Source organism: Rhodoferax ferrireducens (genome assembly GCF_031458075.1).
In the GTDB taxonomy this organism is placed as follows: domain Bacteria; phylum Pseudomonadota; class Gammaproteobacteria; order Burkholderiales; family Burkholderiaceae_C; genus Rhodoferax_B; species Rhodoferax_B ferrireducens_A.
The window spans coordinates 262,407-282,933 of sequence record NZ_JAVDXT010000001.1 but is presented as its reverse complement, the minus strand read 5'-3'; the positions used below and the strand labels follow the sequence as shown (position 1 = coordinate 282,933).

Annotated in this window: 19 protein-coding genes; 18 read left to right on the top strand and 1 reads right to left on the bottom strand. The window is 61.8% G+C overall.

Going from position 1 to position 20,527, the window contains the following annotated elements; all coding sequences use genetic code 11:
• Positions 1-4 precede the first annotated feature (4 nt).
• The 16 genes from sdhA (at position 5) to accD (ending at position 17,317) form a co-directional block, all read left to right on the top strand.
• Positions 5-1,813 (top strand): succinate dehydrogenase flavoprotein subunit, encoded by a 1,809-nt coding sequence (sdhA, locus tag J2X19_RS01425; protein WP_116605907.1) that lies wholly within the window; start codon positions 5-7, stop codon positions 1,811-1,813.
• A 27-nt stretch (positions 1,814-1,840) separates the two neighbouring features.
• Positions 1,841-2,545, top strand: coding sequence for a succinate dehydrogenase iron-sulfur subunit (locus J2X19_RS01420; RefSeq protein ID WP_116605906.1), 705 nt, complete (start codon positions 1,841-1,843; stop codon positions 2,543-2,545).
• 9 nt (positions 2,546-2,554) lie between these two features.
• Positions 2,555-2,869, top strand: coding sequence for an FAD assembly factor SdhE (locus J2X19_RS01415; protein ID WP_310369967.1), 315 nt, complete (start codon positions 2,555-2,557; stop codon positions 2,867-2,869).
• A 12-nt stretch (positions 2,870-2,881) separates the two neighbouring features.
• Positions 2,882-4,192: a citrate synthase gene (gene gltA / locus J2X19_RS01410; protein ID WP_116605905.1), complete on the top strand. Its 1,311-nt coding sequence runs from the start codon at positions 2,882-2,884 to the stop codon at positions 4,190-4,192.
• 233 nt (positions 4,193-4,425) lie between these two features.
• Positions 4,426-5,346: a LysR family transcriptional regulator gene (locus tag J2X19_RS01405; RefSeq protein ID WP_310369964.1), complete on the top strand. Its 921-nt coding sequence runs from the start codon at positions 4,426-4,428 to the stop codon at positions 5,344-5,346.
• Positions 5,347-5,372: 26 nt separating this feature from the next.
• Positions 5,373-6,794: a 3-isopropylmalate dehydratase large subunit gene (gene leuC / locus J2X19_RS01400; protein ID WP_116605903.1), complete on the top strand. Its 1,422-nt coding sequence runs from the start codon at positions 5,373-5,375 to the stop codon at positions 6,792-6,794.
• 17 nt (positions 6,795-6,811) lie between these two features.
• Entirely contained in the window at positions 6,812-6,940 is a 129-nt protein-coding gene (locus J2X19_RS01395; protein WP_116605902.1) for an entericidin A/B family lipoprotein, read from the top strand.
• A 1-nt stretch (position 6,941) separates the two neighbouring features.
• On the top strand, positions 6,942-7,598 hold the full coding sequence (gene leuD, locus J2X19_RS01390) for a 3-isopropylmalate dehydratase small subunit (RefSeq protein WP_116605901.1): 657 nt from the start codon (positions 6,942-6,944) through the stop codon (positions 7,596-7,598).
• A gap of 84 nt (positions 7,599-7,682) precedes the next feature.
• The gene (leuB, locus tag J2X19_RS01385; protein WP_310369959.1) at positions 7,683-8,771 is read left to right on the top strand and encodes a 3-isopropylmalate dehydrogenase; all 1,089 of its coding nucleotides are present in this window, start codon (positions 7,683-7,685) and stop codon (positions 8,769-8,771) included.
• A gap of 80 nt (positions 8,772-8,851) precedes the next feature.
• Positions 8,852-9,988 (top strand): aspartate-semialdehyde dehydrogenase, encoded by a 1,137-nt coding sequence (asd, locus tag J2X19_RS01380; protein ID WP_310369956.1) that lies wholly within the window; start codon positions 8,852-8,854, stop codon positions 9,986-9,988.
• A gap of 267 nt (positions 9,989-10,255) precedes the next feature.
• A complete protein-coding gene (locus J2X19_RS01375) occupies positions 10,256-12,754 on the top strand; it encodes a FimV/HubP family polar landmark protein (protein WP_310369954.1) in 2,499 nt (832 codons plus the stop codon).
• A 78-nt stretch (positions 12,755-12,832) separates the two neighbouring features.
• A complete protein-coding gene (gene truA, locus J2X19_RS01370) occupies positions 12,833-13,615 on the top strand; it encodes a tRNA pseudouridine(38-40) synthase TruA (RefSeq protein WP_310369952.1) in 783 nt (260 codons plus the stop codon).
• Positions 13,612-14,322 carry a phosphoribosylanthranilate isomerase gene (locus J2X19_RS01365; RefSeq protein WP_310369950.1) on the top strand — a complete coding sequence of 237 codons (711 nt, stop codon included), beginning with the start codon at positions 13,612-13,614 and terminating at the stop codon, positions 14,320-14,322. Before truA ends, J2X19_RS01365 begins: the two co-directional genes overlap by 4 nt.
• Positions 14,300-15,583, top strand: coding sequence for a tryptophan synthase subunit beta (trpB, locus tag J2X19_RS01360; protein WP_310369948.1), 1,284 nt, complete (start codon positions 14,300-14,302; stop codon positions 15,581-15,583). Before J2X19_RS01365 ends, trpB begins: the two co-directional genes overlap by 23 nt.
• The gene (gene trpA / locus J2X19_RS01355; protein WP_310369946.1) at positions 15,580-16,389 is read left to right on the top strand and encodes a tryptophan synthase subunit alpha; all 810 of its coding nucleotides are present in this window, start codon (positions 15,580-15,582) and stop codon (positions 16,387-16,389) included. Before trpB ends, trpA begins: the two co-directional genes overlap by 4 nt.
• Positions 16,390-16,444: 55 nt before the next feature.
• Positions 16,445-17,317: an acetyl-CoA carboxylase, carboxyltransferase subunit beta gene (accD, locus tag J2X19_RS01350; protein WP_092758123.1), complete on the top strand. Its 873-nt coding sequence runs from the start codon at positions 16,445-16,447 to the stop codon at positions 17,315-17,317.
• Here accD and J2X19_RS01345 read toward each other — a convergent pair.
• Positions 17,314-17,868: a YggT family protein gene (locus tag J2X19_RS01345; RefSeq protein ID WP_116605893.1), complete on the bottom strand. Its 555-nt coding sequence runs from the start codon at positions 17,866-17,868 to the stop codon at positions 17,314-17,316. The genes accD and J2X19_RS01345 overlap by 4 nt on opposite strands.
• Positions 17,869-17,929: 61 nt before the next feature.
• Here J2X19_RS01345 and J2X19_RS01340 point away from each other — a divergent pair, with 61 nt between their 5' ends.
• Positions 17,930-18,577 (top strand): LON peptidase substrate-binding domain-containing protein, encoded by a 648-nt coding sequence (locus J2X19_RS01340; RefSeq protein ID WP_310369942.1) that lies wholly within the window; start codon positions 17,930-17,932, stop codon positions 18,575-18,577.
• The gene (locus J2X19_RS01335) at positions 18,577-20,523 is read left to right on the top strand and encodes a polysaccharide biosynthesis protein (protein ID WP_310369940.1); all 1,947 of its coding nucleotides are present in this window, start codon (positions 18,577-18,579) and stop codon (positions 20,521-20,523) included. The genes J2X19_RS01340 and J2X19_RS01335 overlap by 1 nt, the downstream gene beginning before the upstream one ends.
• Positions 20,524-20,527 lie beyond the last annotated feature (4 nt).

Below are 20,527 nucleotides of genomic sequence, written 5' to 3'. Positions count from 1 at the left end.
CAAAATGACCTATACCAAAGCCCACATTTCCAAGCGTAAATTTGATGTCGTGATCGTCGGAGCCGGTGGCTCTGGCATGCGCGCCGCACTCGAATTGTCCAAAGCCGGCCTGAACGTGGCCTCGCTATCCAAAGTCTTCCCCACCCGCAGCCACACCGTGGCCGCCCAAGGCGGCGTCAGCGCCTCGCTGGGCAATATGTCGGAAGACAACTGGCACTACCACTTCTACGACACCATCAAAGGTTCCGACTGGCTGGGCGACCAGGACGCCATCGAATTCATGTGCCGCGAAGCCCCCAAGGTGGTGTATGAGCTCGAACACTTCGGCATGCCGTTCGACCGCAACCCCGACGGCACGATTTACCAGCGCCCGTTCGGTGGCCACACCGCCAACTACGGCGAGAAGCCCGTGCAACGCGCCTGCGCCGCGGCCGACCGCACCGGCCACGCCATGCTGCACACGCTGTACCAACAAAACGTCAAGGCCAAGACCAACTTCTTCGTTGAATGGATGGCCCTGGACCTGATCCGTGACGAAGCCGGCGACGTAGTCGGCGTGACCGCCCTGGAAATGGAAACCGGCGACCTGCACATCCTGCAAGCCAAGACCGTGCTGCTGGCTACCGGCGGCGCAGGCCGCATCTTCGGTGCATCCACCAACGCCTTCATCAATACCGGCGACGGCCTGGGCATGGCCGCACGTGCCGGCATTGCGCTGCAAGACATGGAATTCTGGCAGTTCCACCCCACCGGCGTGGCCGGCGCCGGCGTGCTGCTGACCGAAGGCTGCCGCGGCGAAGGCGCGATTTTGCTGAACAGCAATGGCGAACGCTTCATGGAGCGCTATGCGCCCACCCTGAAGGACCTGGCACCGCGCGATTTCGTGTCGCGCTGCATGGACCAGGAAATCAAGGAAGGCCGTGGCTGCGGTCCCAACAAGGACTACATCCTGCTCAAGCTGGACCACCTGGGCGCCGACACCATCCACAAGCGCCTGCCCTCGGTGTACGAGATCGGCGTCAACTTCGCCAATGTCGACATCACCAAGGAACCGATCCCTGTGGTGCCTACCATCCACTACCAGATGGGTGGCGTACCCACCAATATCCACGGCCAGGTCGTGGAGCAAAAGGACGGCATCAACAATTCCGTGGTCAACGGCTTGTACGCTGTGGGCGAATGCGCCTGCGTCAGCGTGCACGGCGCAAACCGCCTGGGCACCAACTCGCTGCTCGACCTGCTGGTGTTCGGCAAGGCCGCCGGCCGCCACATCGTCGAATTCAACCAGCGCAACAAAGAGCACAAGCCGCTGCCAGAAACCGCAGCCGACCGCACCCTGGCACGCCTGAACCAGCTGGACGAGTCCACCGACGGTACCTACTCGCAAGACGTGGCCGGCGACATCCGCGCGGCCATGCAGCTGCATGCCGGCGTGTTCCGCACCCAGGAAAGCATGGACCAAGGCGTGGAGAAGATCGCCGCCATCCGCAAGCAAGTGGCCAACATCACGCTGAAGGACAAGTCCAAGATCTTCAATACCGCGCGTATCGAAGCCCTGGAAGTGGACAATCTGATCGAAGTCGCCCAGGCCACCATCGTGTCGGCCGCCGCCCGCCGCGAATGCCGTGGCGCGCATACGGTGTACGACTACGAGCACCCAGCCGACCACGCCGAATTCCCGTTGGGCCGCAACGACAAGGAATGGATGAAACACACCCTGTGGTACAGCGCCGAAAACCGCTTGGACTACAAGCCGGTCAACCTCCAGCCCCTGACGGTTGCCAGCGTGCCGCCCAAAGTCCGGACTTTCTAAGCCCAGCCGCCCCACGAGAACAAAACCATGACCAAACGTACCTTCCAAATCTACCGCTACGACCCGGACAAGGATGCCAAGCCCTACATGCAGACCATCGAGATCGAACTCGACGGCCACGAACGCATGCTGCTGGACGCACTGGTCAAGCTGAAGCAACAAGACCCGACGCTGTCGTTCCGCCGCTCCTGCCGCGAAGGCGTGTGCGGCTCGGACGCGATGAACATCAACGGCAAGAACGGTCTGGCCTGCCTGACCAATATGCTGACCCTGCCCGGCACCATCGTGCTCAAGCCGTTGCCTGGCCTGCCCGTCATCCGCGACCTGATCGTCGACATGACCGACTTCTTCAAGCAGTACAACTCGATCAAGCCTTACCTGGTGAACGAAAGCCTGGCGCCCGAGCGCGAGCGCCTGCAAAGCCCGGAAGAACGCGAAGAGCTGAACGGCTTGTACGAGTGCATTCTGTGTGCCAGCTGCTCGACCAGCTGCCCCAGCTTCTGGTGGAACCCGGACAAGTTCGTCGGCCCCGCCGGCCTGCTGCAGGCCTACCGCTTCATCGCAGACAGCCGCGACGACAGCACCGCGGCCCGCCTGGACAACCTGGAAGATCCGTACCGCCTGTTCCGCTGCCACACCATCATGAACTGCGTGGACGTCTGCCCCAAGGGCCTGAACCCCACCAAGGCCATCGGCAAGATCAAAGAGCTGATGGTTCGGCGCGCCATCTAAGGATTCTGGGTGCAGCTACCGATCGACCCCACCGAAACCGCAGCCCCCGCGGGCTCGGATCTGCTCGGTGAACGGGCTCTGAGCAAACTGCGCTGGCGCTGCCGCCGCGGTTTGCTGGAGAACGATATCTACATCGAAACCTTCTTCCAGAAGTTCGCAGCTACCCTGACCGTCAGCCAGGGGCAAGCATTAAGCGATCTAATGGAACTGAGTGACAACGATTTGCTAGACCTGCACCTGGCACGCAAGCCGCTTGCGCAGGTGGAGCCCGCGCTGGACCGCAGCGACGTGCATGAAGTTTTAAGTATGTTGAGAAACCGCTGAAAGGGCAATGAAATGAAGTTAGCAGATAACAAAGCCACCCTGTCGTTCAGTAACGGCAGCCCCAGTGTGGATCTACCGGTGTACCAGGGCAACGTGGGGCCGGATGTCGTGGATATCCGCAAGCTCTATGCCCAGACCGGCATGTTCACCTACGACCCGGGTTTCCTGTCCACCGCCTCGTGCCAATCCGCCATCACCTACATCGATGGCGACAAAGGCGAGCTGCTGTACCGCGGCTACCCCATCGAGCAGTTGGCCACCAACTGCGACTTCATGGAAACCTGCCACCTGCTGCTGTACGGTGAGCTGCCCAACCCCACCCAAAAAGCCGACTTCACCAAGCTCGTGACCAACCACACCATGGTCAACGAGCAGATGCAGTTCTTCCTGCGCGGCTTCCGCCGCGATGCGCATCCGATGGCCATCATGACCGGCCTGGTCGGCGCGCTGTCGGCCTTCTACCACGACAGCACCGACATCACCAACCCGCAGCACCGTGAAATCGCCGCGATCCGCCTGATCGCCAAGATGCCGACGCTGGTGGCCATGGCCTATAAGTACACCATCGGCCAGCCCTACATGTACCCGAAGAACAACCTGAGCTACGCAGGCAACTTCTTGCACATGATGTTCGCCACGCCTTGCGAAGAATATGTGGTCAGCCCGGTGCTGGAACGCGCGCTGGACCGCATCTTCACCCTGCACGCCGACCACGAGCAAAACGCCTCCACCTCCACCGTACGCCTGTGCGGTTCGTCGGGCACCAACCCGTTCGCGGCGATTGCTGCGGGCGTGGCCTGCCTCTGGGGCCCGGCCCACGGCGGCGCCAACGAAGCCTGCCTGAACATGCTGACCGACATCCAGAAGATGGGCGGCGTGGCCAAGGTTGGCGAGTTCATGGAAAAGGTCAAGGACAAGAACTCCGGCGTCAAGCTGATGGGTTTTGGCCACCGCGTGTACAAGAACTACGACCCACGCGCCAAGCTGATGCAAGAGACCTGCAAGGAAGTGCTGGCCGAGCTGGGCCTGGAAAACGACCCGCTGTTCAAGCTGGCCATGGCGCTGGAGAAGATCGCCCTGGAAGACGACTACTTCGTCTCGCGCAAGCTCTACCCCAACGTGGACTTCTACTCCGGCATCGTGCAGCGCGCCATCGGCATCCCGACACCGCTGTTCACCGCCGTGTTCGCCCTGGCGCGCACTTCCGGCTGGATCGCCCAGCTGAATGAAATGATCGGCGACCCCGAGTACAAGATCGGCCGCCCACGCCAGCTGTTCACCGGTTCGGTCAAACGCGACGTCAAGCCCATCGCCACGCGCTAAGCCGCACTGCCCCAAGAACCCGCCCGCAGCAATGCCGGCGGGTTTTTTCATGCCCGAACACATTGCTACATTTTAAATAGCTGCTGGCGCAGACAGTATCTACACCAGAGCCCTAAAACTTATAAAGTTTCCGATTACTGGCAACGATGACGGACATCTCCATTTCAGATGACAAACACCGATTAAAAGCGGGAAAATAGCCAAGCCATCGCCCCAGACGATGACCCACCCCGATGCAACCCACAGAACGCAATTTCGCCCGCCGCATGGACCTGACCTCGCTACAGCTGTTTGTCGCGGTGTGCGAGCTCGGCAGCATAGGCCGGGCGGCGGAGCGCGAGTTCATAGCGGCATCAGCCGTCAGCAAGCGCCTGAGCGACCTGGAAGCCACGCTGGCCACCCCGCTGCTGGTACGCCACACCCGCGGTGTCGACCTGACCCCGGCCGGCGAAAGCCTGCTGCACCATGCGCGCTCCATGCTCTACAGCCTGGAGAAGATGCAGGGTGAGCTCAGCGAATACGCGTTCGGCGTGCGCGGCCATGTGCGCATCCACGCCAGCATCTCGGCTGTGGTGCAGTTCCTGCCCGAAGACCTGGGCGCCTTCATCCGCGAGCACGCGCAGGTAAAGATCGACCTGGAGGAGCACCTGAGCTCCGAAGTCGTGCGCGCAGTCCAGGAAGGCGCAGCCGACCTGGGCATCTGCAATACCGCCGACGGCGTGGGGGCGCTGCAGACCCGCCCCTACCGGCAAGACAATTTGGTACTGATAGTGCCTGCAGCGCATATTCTGTCTGCGCAAGCCGCTATACATTTTGAAGAAACCCTGGATTTCGACCATGTGGGACTGCAGGCCACCAGCTCGATCTACCTGGCGATGCACCGCGCCGCCGCCGAACAAGGCCGCAGCATCAAGCTGCGCATCCATGTGGCCGGTCTCGACGCCATGTGCCGCATGATTGCCAACGGCCTGGGCATAGGCGTGATGCCGCAGCGCGCCTTCGAGCTGATGCACGGTACCGGCCAGTTGGTCGCCGTGCCCTTGAAAGACCCCTGGGCGACGCGCCAGATCGAGCTGGTGGCGCGCGATTTTTCAACCCTACCGGTCACAGCACGGCTGCTGCTGGACCACCTCAGCCCCCGCCCAGAAGCATAAAATTGAATTCCACGAAAGAAGCACCCATGGCACGCACTCTGTACGACAAGATCTGGGACGAACACGTCGTCCACACCGAAGACGATGGCACGACCATCCTCTACATCGACCGCCACCTGGTCCATGAAGTGACCAGCCCGCAGGCCTTCGAAGGCCTGCGCCAGGCCGGCCGCAAGGTCTGGCGCATCAGCTCCATCGTCGCCACCGCCGACCACAACACGCCGACCACCGGCTGGGAACTGGGCTACGACGGCATCACCGACCCGATCAGCAAGGAGCAGATCACCACGCTGGACGCCAATATCGCCGAATCCGGCTCGGCGGCCTACTTCCCGTTCATGTCCAAGCGCCAGGGCATCGTGCATGTCATCGGCCCTGAAAACGGCGCCACCCTGCCCGGCATGACCGTGGTCTGCGGTGACTCGCACACCTCCACCCACGGCGCTTTCGGCGCGCTGGCCCACGGCATCGGCACCAGCGAGGTCGAGCACGTGATGGCCACGCAAACCCTGCTGGCCAAGAAGGCCAAGAACATGCTGGTCAAGGTCGAAGGCACCCTGCCCAAAGGCTGCGGCGGCAAGGACATCGTGCTGGCCATCATCGGCAAGATCGGCACCGCCGGCGGCACCGGCTACACCATCGAATTCGGCGGCGCAGCGATCCGCGCGCTGAGCATGGAAGGCCGGATGACGGTCTGCAACATGGCCATCGAAGCCGGCGCCCGTGCCGGCCTGGTGGCGGTGGACGAAAAGACTGTCAATTACGTCAAAGGCCGTTTGCTCGCGCCCACCGGCGTCGAATTCGATGCCGCAGCCGCCTACTGGCGTACCCTGCACAGCGACCCCGGCGCGCACTTCGACGCCGTGGTCGAGCTGGACGCCAGCCAGATCATTCCGCAGGTCACCTGGGGCACCTCGCCCGAGATGGTGCTGGGCATCGACGGCCGCGTGCCCGACCCTGAGAAGGAAAAAGACAGCAACAAGCGCGGCGCCATCGAGCGCGCGCTGACCTACATGAACCTGGAACCCGGCAAGGCGCTGAACGACATCTTCGTCGACAAGGTGTTCATCGGCTCCTGTACCAATAGCCGCATCGAAGACATGCGCGAAGCCGCGGCCCTGGTGAAGAAGCTGGGCCAGAAGGTTGCCAAGAACATCAAGCTGGCCATGGTCGTGCCCGGCTCCGGTCTGGTGAAAGAACAGGCCGAACGCGAAGGCCTGGACAAGATCTTCATCGCCGCTGGCTTCGAGTGGCGCGAACCCGGCTGCTCGATGTGCCTGGCCATGAACGCCGACAAGCTGGAGCCCGGCGAGCGCTGCGCCTCCACCAGCAACCGCAATTTCGAAGGCCGCCAGGGCGCCGGTGGCCGCACCCATCTGGTGAGCCCGGCCATGGCCGCCGCCGCCGCCGTGCACGGCCATTTTGTCGACGTCCGCCAATTCGCTTAAACCTCTGGGAGAACCTGATGAAAAAGATCGCAACCTTGCTCGCTACCGTGCTGGCCCTGGGTCTGGTGGGCTGCAATACCGTCAAGGGATTCGGCCAGGACGTGCAAAAAGCCGGCGAGAAGCTCGAAGGCGCAGCAAAGAAATAAGATGCAGAAATTCACCGTACTCCAGGGCCTGGTGGCCCCGATGGACCGCGAGAACGTCGACACCGACGCCATCATCCCCAAGCAGTTCCTGAAATCGATCCGCAAGACCGGCTTCGGCCAGAACCTGTTCGACGAATGGCGCTACCTGGACCCGGGCTTCCCCGGCCAGGACCCGGCCAGCCGCAAGCCCAACCCCGACTTCGTGCTGAACCAGCCGCGCTATGCGGGCGCTTCCATCCTGCTGGCGCGCAAGAACTTCGGCTGCGGCTCGTCGCGCGAACATGCGCCCTGGGCCATCGACCAATACGGCTTCCGCGCCATCATCGCGCCCAGCTACGCCGACATCTTCTTCAACAACTGCTTCAAGAACGGCCTGCTGCCGATCCAGCTGCCCGAAGCCCAGGTGGCCGAGCTGTTCGACGCCTGCCTGGCCTTCCCCGGCTACCAGCTGACCGTCGACCTGGAGCGCCAGGTCATCGTCAAGCCGCAGGGCGAAGAGCTGCCCTTCGAGGTGCAGGCCTTCCGCAAATACTGTTTGCTGAACGGCTTTGACGACATCGGCCTGACCCTGCGCCAATCCGACAAGATCAAGGCCTTCGAGGCCGAACGCCTGGCCACCAAGCCCTGGTTGGCCCACACCACGGTGACCGGCGCCTAAACCGATTCACTACCAAATCCATAGCTACTGGCGCAGGCAGTATCTGCGCCAGCGGCCTGTTTCTTCTAAATTTCTATGACTTCTATGAAAATCGCAGTATTGCCCGGTGACGGCATCGGTACCGAAATCGTCGCCGAGGCCATCAAGGTGCTGGAGGTGCTGGACCTGCCGTTCGAAATGGAATCGGCGCTGGTCGGCGGTACCGCTTTTGATGCCCACGGCCACCCGCTGCCCGAAGCCACACTGAAACTGGCCAAGGAAGCCGATGCCGTACTGTTCGGCGCCGTCGGCGACTGGAAGTACGACAAGCTGGAGCGCCAGTTCCGCCCCGAGCAAGCCATCCTGGGCCTGCGCAAGAACCTGGGCCTGTTCGCCAACTTCCGTCCCGCCATCTGCTACGAACAGCTGGTGAGTGCGTCCAGCCTCAAGCCCGAGCTGGTGTCCGGCCTGGACATCCTGATCATCCGCGAACTCACCGGCGACATCTACTTCGGCCAGCCGCGCGGCCGCCGCATCGCCGTGGACGGCCACTTCCCCGGTGCGGAAGAAGCCTTCGACACCATGCGCTACAGCCGCCCAGAAATCGAACGCATCGCCCACGTCGCCTTCCAGGCCGCCCGCAAGCGCAACAAGCGCGTGACCAGCGTGGACAAAAACAATGTGCTGGAAACCTCGCAGCTGTGGAAAGACGTGATGGTCGAAATCGGCACCCAGTACCCCGACGTGGCGCTGGACCACATGCTGGTCGACAACGCCGCCATGCAGCTGGTCAAGGCGCCGAAGAGCTTCGACGTGATCGTCACCGGCAATATGTTCGGCGACATCCTGTCCGACGAGGCGTCCATGCTCACCGGCTCCATCGGCATGCTGCCTTCCGCCAGCCTGAATGCGCAGAACCAGGGCCTGTACGAACCCAGCCACGGCAGCGCGCCGGACATCGCCGGCAAGGGCGTGGCCAATCCATTGGCTACAATACTGTCCGCCGCCATGATGTTACGTTTCTCCCTCCAACAAGCCGACGCTGCCGACCGTATCGAGTCCGCAGTGCAATCCGTGCTGGCTGCAGGCCTGAGAACACCGGACATCTACTCGGCAGGCACGACCAAGGTCGGCACCCAGCAAATGGGCGATGCCGTCGTGGCTGCCATTACCAAGACGACCATTAAAGGCTAAGACTTAGCCCGGTTCGTCACGCCCCTCCCGGCCCGACGAGCCGGGAGAAGAGAAATCAATTTTTCTGAAAGGGCAATGTGATGAAGGTAGGTAATCTCGTAGGTTTGGTGGGCTGGCGCGGCATGGTCGGCTCGGTGCTGATGGACCGCATGCAGGCCGAGGGCGATTTCGGTCTGATCGAGCCGATGTTCTTCTCGACATCCAACGCCGGTGGCAAAGCCCCCGCGCAGGCCAAGAACGAAACCACGCTGCAAGACGCGTACAACCTCGACGCACTCAAGCGCTGCGACATCATCCTGACCGCCCAGGGCGGCGACTACACCTCCGAGGTCTACCCCAAGCTGCGCGCTGCCGGCTGGAACGGCCACTGGATCGACGCGGCCTCCACCCTGCGCATGAACGACGACGCCATCATCGTGCTGGACCCGGTGAACCTGCCGGTGATCAAGAACGCCTTGGCCAAGGGCGGCAAGAACTGGATCGGCGGCAACTGCACCGTCAGCTGCATGCTGATGGGCGTGGGCGCGCTGTACAAGGCCGGCCTGGTCGAATGGATGACCAGCATGACCTACCAGGCCGCATCCGGCGGTGGCGCCCAGCACATGCGTGAGCTGTTGACGCAGTTCGGCACGCTGAACGCCGAAGTCCGTACCCTGCTGGACGACCCCAAGTCGGCCATCCTGGAAATCGACCGCAAGGTACTGGCCAAGCAGCAGAACCTGAGCGCTGCCGAGATCGCCAACTTCGGCGCGCCGCTGGGCGGCTCGCTGATCCCCTGGATCGACAAGGACCTGGGCGACGGCTCCAGCAAGGAAGAATGGAAGGGCGGCGCCGAAACCAACAAGATCCTGGGCCAAGGCCCGGGCTTCGGCACCGCCATCACGCCAGTCGACGGTTTCTGCGTGCGCGTGGGCGCGATGCGCTGCCACAGCCAGGCTCTGACCTTCAAGTTGAAGAAGGACGTGCCGCTGGCCGACATCGAAGCCATGATCGCCCAGGACAACGAGTGGGTGCGCGTGGTGCCGAATACCCGCGAAGCCACGGTGAAAGACCTGACGCCGGTGTCCGTCACCGGCACCATGGGTATCCCGGTCGGCCGCCTGCGCAAGCTGGCGATGGGCCCCGAGTACCTGGGCGCGTTCACGATTGGCGACCAACTGCTGTGGGGTGCGGCCGAACCGTTGCGCCGCATGCTGCGCATCCTGCTGGACGCGTAAGATCGGGTACCGACGCTTTACAACCTGCCACCATTGGCAGGTTGTTGTCGTTTGGTAACATGTAACCCATTGCAACACCGCCGAAATGCGGTGCTCAACCGTGAAAGCCTACATCAGCTTGTCAGCCTAAGACATTGATGCTATGGTACTTTTTCCTATCTTAGTGTCGTAGTGCATGCCCGAATGATGAACAAGAATTTGCCGGTTGACCGCGCCCCAAGCCCTCTTCGTTGCATGACAGCGTTGCGTGGCTGGAAGACATCTGCCGTGACTGCAGCGGTAACTGCGACACTTCTTGGCCTGGCCAGTAGCCAGGCCATGGCGCTTTCGCTGGGACGCATGACCGTGCTGTCTGGCCTGGGCGAGCCCTTGCGGGCCGAGATCGAACTCCCCGACATCACCCCCGAAGAAGCCAGCAGCCTTAAACCCGAGGTTGCGCCGGCAGAGGCCTTCCGCGCTGCAGGCCTGGAATACAACTCGGCCTTGGCCGACCTGCGCATCGTGCTGCAGCGCCGCCCCGATGGCCGCTCGCTGTTGCGCATCAATACCAACCGGGCCGTCAGCGACCCGTTTCTCGACTTGATCTTGCAGGTCAACTGGTCGTCCGGCCGCATCGTCCGCGACTACACCATTCTGCTGGACCCGCCCAGCATGCGCCAACCGCCGGCAGCCGTCACCACGGCCCCGCAAGTCCCCCTGCCCGCACCACCCCCCGCAGCCCGACCCGCAGCGCCCGCGGCTCCCGTGGCGGCAGCCGAGGCTCCAGCGCCACGCACACCGCCGACACCACGGGCAGTTCCTGCACCGACTCCAGCAACCAAGCCCGCCGCCAACAACGGACAGGTCACGGTCAAGCCTGGCGACACCGCAAGCAAGATCGTTGCTGCAGCCAAGCCCGCCAATATCTCGCTCGACCAGATGCTGGTCGCGTTGCTGCGCGCCAACCCGAATGCCTTTATCAACGGCAACGTGAATCGCATGCGCACCGGTGCGGTGCTGGACCTGCCCGATGGCAGCCAGGCTGGCGCCACCCCTCCGGTTGAGGCAACGCAGATCATCAACGCCCAAAGCCGCGACTTCAACGCCTTCCGTGGCAAATTGGCCGGCAGCGTGCCGTCGGTGCAAACCGCCGGTGCCGACCGTAAAGCCAGCGGCAAAGTGCAAGCCGAGATCGACGAGAAAAAGCCCTCTGCAACCACGCCCGACAAGCTGACCTTGTCCAAAGGCGCGCTCAAGAGCAAAGCCGCCGAAGACAAGATTGCCCGCGAAAAAGCCGACCAAGAGGCTGCTACCCGGGTGGCCGAACTGTCCAAAAACATCAATGAGCTGAACAAGCTGGGCGCCTCCTCCGCCGCGGTTGCGGCCAGCGCGGCAAGCGCTCCTGTGGCGGCGCCGACGATTCCTGTCGCCGTAGCGCCACCGCCGGCCGTGGCCAGCGAACCCGCACCTGTGGCACCCGCCGCAGCAGTTGCATCCGCCGCAGCATCCGCACCAGCCATAGCCGAGCCTGCCGTTCCCGCCGCCCCGATCGCCTCGGCACCGGCCAGCGCAGTCCCTCCTCCGCCTCCACCACCGCCTGTCGATGACTCCACCGACTGGATGGATATGCTGCGCGAAAACCAGTTGGTGCTGGCTGGTGCCGGCCTATTGGCTCTGCTGGGTGGCTTCGGCCTGTACAGCGCACGCAAACGCAAGCAATCGGCCGCCGCTGACAGCTCCTTCCTGGAAAGCCGCATGCAGGCGGACTCGTTCTTTGGCGCCAGCGGTGGCCAACGCATCGACACCAATGCCGACGACGCGCCCGCTTCATCCATGTCGTATTCGCCCAGCCAGCTGGATGCCGGCAGCGACGTCGACCCGATTGCCGAAGCCGACGTCTACCTCGCCTATGGCCGGGATTTGCAGGCCGAGGAAATCCTCAAGGAAGCCCTGCGCACCAACCCTGACCGCGTGGCGATCCACGCCAAGCTGTTGGAGATCTACGCCAAGCGCCGCGATGTCGCCAACTTTGCTGGCCTGGCCGCTGTTGCCCACGAATTGACCGACGGCCAAGGCCCGGAATGGGAGCGGATTGCCGCCATGGGCCGCGACCTGGACCCGGACAACCGTTTGTTCCAATCCAGCGCGCAAGGCTTGGCTGCCGCTGCGGTTGCCAGCCCAGCCTGGATGGAAGACCTGGAAGCCGGCAATACCACCCAGCAGGCCGATCCAGACTCCGAACTCCCGGCCAACAACCTGGACCTGGATCTGGACCTCGATTTCCTGAACAGCGGACTGCCTGCAGATGCAGCGCCCACCGCGCAGGATGCACCGATTCAGCCTATCCAACCCACTGTCGACAACGTCGCCTCGCTGACGGTACCGGCCGCCCTGGACCTGCCCGGTTCCGGTGCGGAAATGGATTTTGACGGACTGGACTTCGACCTGGATCTCAGCACGGCCGCCAGCCCGCTGGCAGCGCCTGCTGCAGCCCCGGCAACGCCTGCCACACCAGCAGCGGCACCCGCCAATGACACGGGCCCCATCGAGTTCGACCTGGGCTCTTTGTCGCTCGATCTGGACGAGGCGCCACCGGCTGAAGCTGCTGCAGCCCCCGTGGAAGAAATCGACGAAGGCGATCCTTTGGCCACCAAGCTGTCGCTGGCGGAGGAGTTCAACTCCATCGGCGACGAAGACGGTGCACGGGCCTTGGCCGAAGAAGTGCTGGAAGAAGCTACCGGCGCCCTGCGCGCCAAAGCCCAGAAATTCCTGGCCAGCCTGTCTTGATGTGGCGCCCCTTCTTGCTCTGGACGCGGAGCGTCCCGGAGCAAGGGGCTTATTCCATACCTGCCGTGGGAGCATGCTGTGCGTCTGGCCCTAGGCGTTAGCTACAACGGCCAACCGTACGAAGGATGGCAAAGCCAGCTGTCTGGCAACACGGTACAGGACAAACTGGAAGCGGCTTTGGCGGCCTTCAGCCAGCAAAAAGTCTCCACCCTGTGCGCTGGCCGCACCGATGCCGGTGTGCACGGGCTGATGCAGGTAGTGCACTTCGACACGCCGCTACTGCGCCCGATTGCCTCCTGGGTGCGCGGCGTGAACGCATTCCTACCCCGCGATATTGCTGTGCAATGGGCCCAGGAAGTACCCGCCAGCTTCCATTGCCGAGCCAGCGCCGTGGCGCGGCGCTATGTCTATGCCCTGCTGGAATCGCCGGTACGCCCCAGTGTCGAAGGTGGCCGCGTGGGCTGGGTGTACCGCCCGCTGGATCTGGTCGCCATGCAACAAGCCGCAGCCCATCTGCTGGGTGAGCATGATTTTTCGTCCTTCCGGGCCGCGCGTTGCCAGGCCCTGTCGCCGGTCAAAACCATGACCCGGCTGGAGATTTCGCGGCGCGGTGTGTACTGGCGCTTTGAATTTGAAGCGAATGCGTTTTTGCACCACATGATCCGCAACCTGATGGGCTGCCTGGTGGTGATAGGCCAGGGCTTCCAGCCCCCCGAATGGATACTCGAAGTGCTGGCCGCGCGCGACCGGAATGCCGCAGCCCCGACCTTCTCGCCCGACGGTTTGTACTTCATGGGGCCGGTGTATCCGGCGCACTGGGGCCTGCCCGACCGGACTCCGGCCTATGATTGGCTGCCATGACGAACTACCAAACGCGCACGCGCATCAAAATCTGCGGCCTGACCCGTGAACAAGACGTGGATGCCGTCGTGGCCGCCGGTGCCGACGCTGTCGGTTTTGTGCTGTATCCACCCAGCCCCCGCTATGTAACACCCCAGCGCGCAGCGGAACTGGCCAAACGCCTGCCGCCCTTCGTCACCCCTGTGCTGTTGTTCGTGAATGCACTTGCTACAGATGTGATAGCTGCCTGCGCAGATATGCCCTGCGCCATAGTCCAATTTCATGGTGAAGAGACGCCAGCGCAGTGCTGGGAAGCCAGCGCACAAGGCCGACGCCCGTTCCTGCGCGCAGCGCGTATCCCCCTGGGTGACAGTGGCGGCTTCGACTTGGTAAAATTCGCGTCCGATTACGCAAAAGCCCAAGCCATCCTGCTCGACGCCCACGTCGATGGATACGGCGGCGGCGGAAAAACATTCAATTGGTCACGTCTTCCTCCAAGCGTCAACTCTCACCTCGTCTTAAGTGGTGGACTCACGCCTGCAAACGTGACCGATGGTATTTTGCAGGTCCGGCCACGCGCTCTGTCGCTGTCCGTTGATGTGAGTTCCGGCGTCGAGATTTCCAAGGGAATCAAGGACGCCGAAAAAATCCACCAGTTTGTCGCCGCTGTGCGCACGGCAGACGCCCAACTTGCAAAGTCACACCATGTCCACTTACCAGCAGCCTGATGCTTCAGGCCATTTCGGCATTTACGGCGGCAGTTTCGTCTCTGAAACGCTGACCCATGCCATCGAAGAACTGAAAGACGCCTACGCCCAATACCAGCACGACCCGGCCTTTCTGGCCGAGTTCGCCTCGGAACTGGCGCACTTCGTCGGTCGCCCCTCGCCGGTCTACCACGCAGCCCGCACCAGCCGGGAAATGGGCGGCGCGCAGATCTTCCTGAAACGTGAAGACCTGAACCACACCGGCGCCCACAAGGTCAACAACACCATCGGCCAGGCCATGCTTGCCAAGCGCATGGGCAAGCCGCGCATCATTGCCGAAACGGGTGCAGGCCAGCACGGCGTGGCCACGGCCACCATCTGCGCCCGCTACGGCCTGGAATGCGTGGTCTACATGGGCAGCGAAGACGTGAAGCGCCAGAGCCCCAACGTCTACCGCATGAAGCTGCTGGGCGCCACCGTCGTCCCAGTGGAAAGCGGCAGCAAAACCCTGAAAGATGCACTGAACGAAGCCATGCGCGACTGGGTCGCGAATGTGGACAACACTTTCTACATCATCGGTACCGTGGCCGGTCCACACCCCTATCCGATGATGGTGCGCGACTTCCAGAGCGTCATTGGCAACGAATGCCTGGTGCAGATGCCTGAGATGCTGGCGGCGGCCGGTTGCACTGGCGAGCAGCCCGACGCAGTCATCGCCTGCGTGGGTGGCGGCAGCAATGCCATGGGCATCTTCTACCCTTACATCGACCATGCGACAACCCGTTTGATCGGCGTGGAAGCGGCTGGCGAAGGCCTGGAGTCGGGCAAGCATTCGGCATCGCTACAAAAAGGCAGCCCTGGCGTGCTGCACGGCAACCGCACCTATTTACTGCAGGACGCCAACGGCCAAGTCACCGAAACCCATAGCATCAGTGCCGGCCTGGACTACCCCGGCGTCGGCCCAGAGCATGCCTTCCTGAAAGACATTGGCCGCGCCGAATACGTCGGCATCACCGACGCAGAAGCGCTGGAAGCCTTTCACTACCTGTGCCGTACCGAAGGCATCATCCCGGCGCTGGAATCCAGCCACGCCTTTGCCTACGCGATGAAATTGGCCAAGACCATGCGACCCGACCAGTCGATTCTGGTGAATCTGTCCGGCCGGGGCGACAAGGATATTGGCACAGTAGCTGATCTGTCGGGTTCTGACTTTTACGACCGACCGTCGATGCGCGGCCTCACCGTCAAAGGTGCTGGCGCCACGCTGAAGGAGGCCGTATGAGCCGTATCACCACGACCTTTGCCCAACTCAAAAAAGACGGGCGAAAAGCACTGATCCCATACGTCACCGCGGGCTTCCCGTTTGCTGACATTACACCCGCGCTGATGCATGGCATGGTCGCTGCTGGGGCCGACGTGATCGAGCTGGGGGTGCCCTTCAGCGACCCGATGGCCGATGGGCCAGTGATCCAAAAGGCCGGCGATGTCGCTTTGTCCTTCGGCATTGGCATGGCACAGGTGCTGGACATGGTGCGGGAATTCCGCAAGCAAAACGCCCACACGCCGGTGGTACTGATGGGCTACGCCAACCCGGTTGAGCGCTATGACCAGGCACACGGCCAAGATGCATTCATTGCGCATGCATCACAAGCCGGTGTGGATGGCGTGCTGGTGGTGGACTATCCACCCGAGGAATGCGTGGATTTCGCGGCCAAGCTAAAAGCCCACGACATGGACCTAATCTTCCTGCTGGCGCCCACCTCCACCGAGAAACGCATGCAGCAGGTAGCCCATGTCGCCAGCGGCTATGTGTATTACGTGTCGCTCAAAGGCGTCACCGGTGCCGGCACGCTGGACACGGCGGCTGTTGAAGCCATGTTGCCGCGGATCCGCGAGCATGTGCACATCCCGGTCGGCGTGGGCTTTGGCATCCGGGATGCCCAAACCGCCCGCGCCATTGGCCAGGTGGCCGATGCGGTGGTGATTGGCAGCAAGATCATCCAGCTGATCGAGAACCAGCCACACGACCAGGTCGTGGCTACTGCCACCCATTTTTTGCGGGACATCCGCACAGCGCTAGACGCATAATCCCCGGCGCGCCCATGGACGGCCATGGCGCGCCGACTGTATAGAGGAACCCAACATGTCTTGGCTTGAAAAACTGCTCCCCACCAAAATCCAACGCTCCGACCCGGCCGACCGGCGCAGCGTACCCGAAGGGCTGTGGATCAAATGCCCAAGCTGTGAAACGGTTCTGTACAAAACCGACCTGGAACAAAACCAGAACGTCTGCCCTAGCTGTGGCCACCACCACCGCATTGGGGCGCGCGCCCGGTTGAATGTGTTTCTGGATGCCGAAGGCCGATACGAGCTGGGCCAGGAAGTGGTCCCCGTCGACCCGCTCAAATTCAAGGACAGCCGCAAATACCCCGAGCGCATCAAGGAGGCGATGGAAAACACGGGCGAAACCGATGCGCTGGTGGTGATGGGCGGTGCAGTCCACGGCATCAACGTGGTGGTGGCATGCTTCGAGTTTGAATTCATGGGCGGCAGCATGGGCAGTGTGGTTGGCGAACGCTTTGTGCGTGCCGTGCACGCCGCCATCGAGCAAAAAGTACCCTTCATCTGCTTTACCGCGACCGGTGGCGCGCGCATGCAGGAAGGCTTGCTGAGCCTGATGCAAATGGCCAAGACCAATGCATCTTTGACCCGTCTAGCCAAAAAGGGCCTGCCCTATATCAGCGTGTTGACCGACCCCACCATGGGCGGCGTAAGTGCTGGTTTTGCGTTTGTAGGCGACGTAGTGATTGCCGAGCCCAAGGCGCTGATCGGCTTTGCTGGACCGCGCGTGATCGAGTCCACCGTGCGGGTCACCCTACCCGAAGGCTTTCAGCGTGCCGAGTTCCTGCAGCAAAAGGGAGCGATCGACCTGATCTGCAACCGCAAGGATTTGCGCAAGACCATTGCACACACATTGGCCATGCTGCTGAAGCAGCCGGTGGATGCGGTGGTTTAAAGCTGTGCGAGCACCGCAGGTAGGGCGTATCCGATCACGATAGCGACTACCTGCAGCAGCACCAATAGCACCAGGGCGGACAAATCAAGCCCACCTATGGGTGGCACGATGCGCCGTACGGGCAATAGCAGCGGTGCGCACAAACGCTCCAGCACGTCCGACAGCGGGGAGCGGGTTTGCATCCATGACAGTACGCTGTAAATCAGCAGCATGCCTGTCAAGCCCGAGATGGTCATGGACACCACACCAAACAACGCCAGAACCGGTACCGCCAGCCATCCGGCCTCCCGGCCTGCCAACAACCACAGCAGCAAAAATTGCAGCAACTTCAACAAGAACGGCGCCAGCAGACTGGCCACATCCCAACGCCCCACCGCAGGCAAAACCCGCCGCAATGGCAAGATCAGCCAGTCGGTCAAGGCAAAAACCAGGTTGCCGACCGGATTGCGAAATGGAATCCGCTGGTATTGCATATAGAGGCGCAGCAGACACGCGCTACCGACCAGCCCGGTGGCGACTTCCAATAAAAACGAGATGATTTGGTACAGCATGCAAAGCGCCTATTCAGGTCATGGGATGATAGCGCCTGTCCTTGCTTGTACAGATACCGCCTTGTCCACACCCCGCGTCCTATCCCAGCTCCCGCTGTTCCCCTTGGAAACCGTGCTGTTTCCCGGTGGCGCGCTGCCCTTGCGCATTTTTGAGGTGCGCTATCTCCATATGGTGGAGCAATGCCGCAAGACAGGAACACCGTTTGGCGTAGTCTCGCTGGTACAGGGCTCGGAAGTCCGCCGCCCCGGCGTGCCTGCGGACAGTTTCCACCCCGTGGGTACGCTGGCCCGCATCACCCATTTCGAGGCCCCGCAACCTGGGTTGATGATGATCGACTGCCTGGGTTCGGAGCGTTTCCGCCTGGTTAGCAGCCACCAGCTCGCCCATGGCCTATGGATGGCCGATGTGGAACTGCTGGATGCGGATGTGCCAACGCCAGTGCCTGAAGATCTGGGTCGTACCTCCGCTGCGCTTGGCCAATTGATCGAAACATTGCGTGAGCAGCATGTGGCTGAGAATAGATTTCCTATCTTGTCCCCACTACAACTGAATGATTGCGGCTGGGTGGCCAACCGCTGGTGCGAGGTACTGCCCCTGCCCTTGTCTTTAAAGCACAACCTGATGGCACTGGAAAGCCCCCTGGTACGTTTGGAGCTGGTAGCGGATGTATTGGCCAAAGCCCATCCCGCCGACCAACGCCCCGAGTAATGCCAGTTTTCTTATTGAACCACCAGACCATACTGGACTGGTCTCGCTCCACCAAACGCCTGGTCGTGGTCTCGCTCGATGTCGTCCTGGCGCTGATGGCCATGTGGCTGGCGTTCACCTTGCGACTCGACAGGCTGCATTGGCCCGAAGGTATCCAATGGGTGGTGTATGCGCTGGGGCCGGTGTTGTCCGTGCCCATCTTCATTCGCTTTGGGCTGTACCGCGCCATTTTTCGCTATACCGGCATGGCGGCCCTGACAGCCACGGCCAAGGCCGTGGGCATCTACACCCTGTGGTTTTTGGGCACTTTGCTGTGGATGCAATGGATGCAGTGGGAGGTGATCCCCCGCAGCGTGGGTATTTTGCAACCCCTGATCTTCTTGCTGCTGGTAGGAGTCAGCCGCTCCATCGCCCGTTTCTGGTTGGCCGGACTGGGCAATGATGCGCGACACGCCGATGCGCGGCTGCTGATTTATGGTGCGGGTGAAGCCGGTGCACAAACCGCTGCTGCATTGGGAAGCACGCGTACCTATTCGGTGCTGGGGTTTGTGGACGACGACCCAGCCAAAGCTGGTCGTAGCATCAATGGCGTGCGCGTGTATGGCCCGTCGCAAATCCCCAACCTGGTCAGCCAGGAGAACATTACCGACATCTTGTTGGCCATTCCCAGCGCGAGCCGGGAGCGCCGCAACGAAATCCTTCAAACGCTGCAAACGCTGCCAGTCCATGTGCGCACCCTGCCCAGCATGTCCGACCTGGCCAGCGGGCGGGTGACGGTACAGGACATCCGTGAACTGGACATAGAAGACCTTTTAGGTCGAGAGCCGATTCCCCCCAACCCCGCATTGTTGGCCCGGAATCTGACCGGTAAAACCGTGCTGGTCACCGGGGCCGGTGGCAGTATTGGCAGCGAACTGTGTCGGCAGATTGTGTTGGAGCGGCCCACGTGCTTGCTCCTGCTAGACCATAACGAGTTTGGGCTTTACAGCGTCCATGCCGAGCTGCAAACTCTTTGCTCGGCAATGGGACTGGCCGTAGAGCTGGTGCCGTTGCTTGGCAGCGTTGCAAGCCATGCCCGCGTGGCCGGCATCTGCAGCCAATACAGGCCCGCCACGGTCTACCATGCAGCGGCTTACAAGCATGTGCCGCTGGTGGAAAGCAATCCTGCGGAAGGCATTCTGAACAATGTATTCGGTACACTGAACATGGCGCGTGCCGCCATGGAGAACGGGGTTGGCCATTTTGTCTTGGTCTCCACCGACAAGGCAGTGCGTCCTACCAATGTCATGGGCGCTAGCAAGCGGATCGCTGAAATGATTCTGCAAGCCCTGGCGGCCAGCACAGTAGTGCAGTTCTGCGAAAAATCAGCACCCTCAGGGGTATCCAACAACACCATCTTCGCGATGGTTCGGTTTGGCAACGTACTCGGCTCCAGCGGCAGTGTTGTTCCCCTATTTCGACAACAGCTTGCGCAAGGTGGCCCACTAACCGTGACCCATCCGGAAGTGACCCGCTACTTCATGACCATCCCGGAAGCCGCTCAACTGGTATTGCAAGCAGGTGCCATGGCCCATGGCGGCGACGTGTTCGTGCTGGAAATGGGCCAGCCAGTGAAGATTCTGGACTTGGCACACCGCATGGTGGCGCTATCAGGCATGAGCGTTCGCGATGCCCATAGGCCAGATGGAGACATTGAGATTGCCATCACTGGTTTGCGCCCCGGTGAAAAGCTATATGAAGAGTTGCTGATTGGTCACAATCCAGAAGTGACGGAGCACGCACGCATCATGAAGGCTCGGGAAGAGTTTGTGGTGTGGGCAGCGCTTGAAAAACGACTAGAAGAATTGAAGCAGGCATCCAGTAGCAACGACCTAGAACTTATCAAGACATTTCTACAAAATTTGGTACAAAACTATCAACCAGCGCTGATTGATGTCTCTAATTAATCGA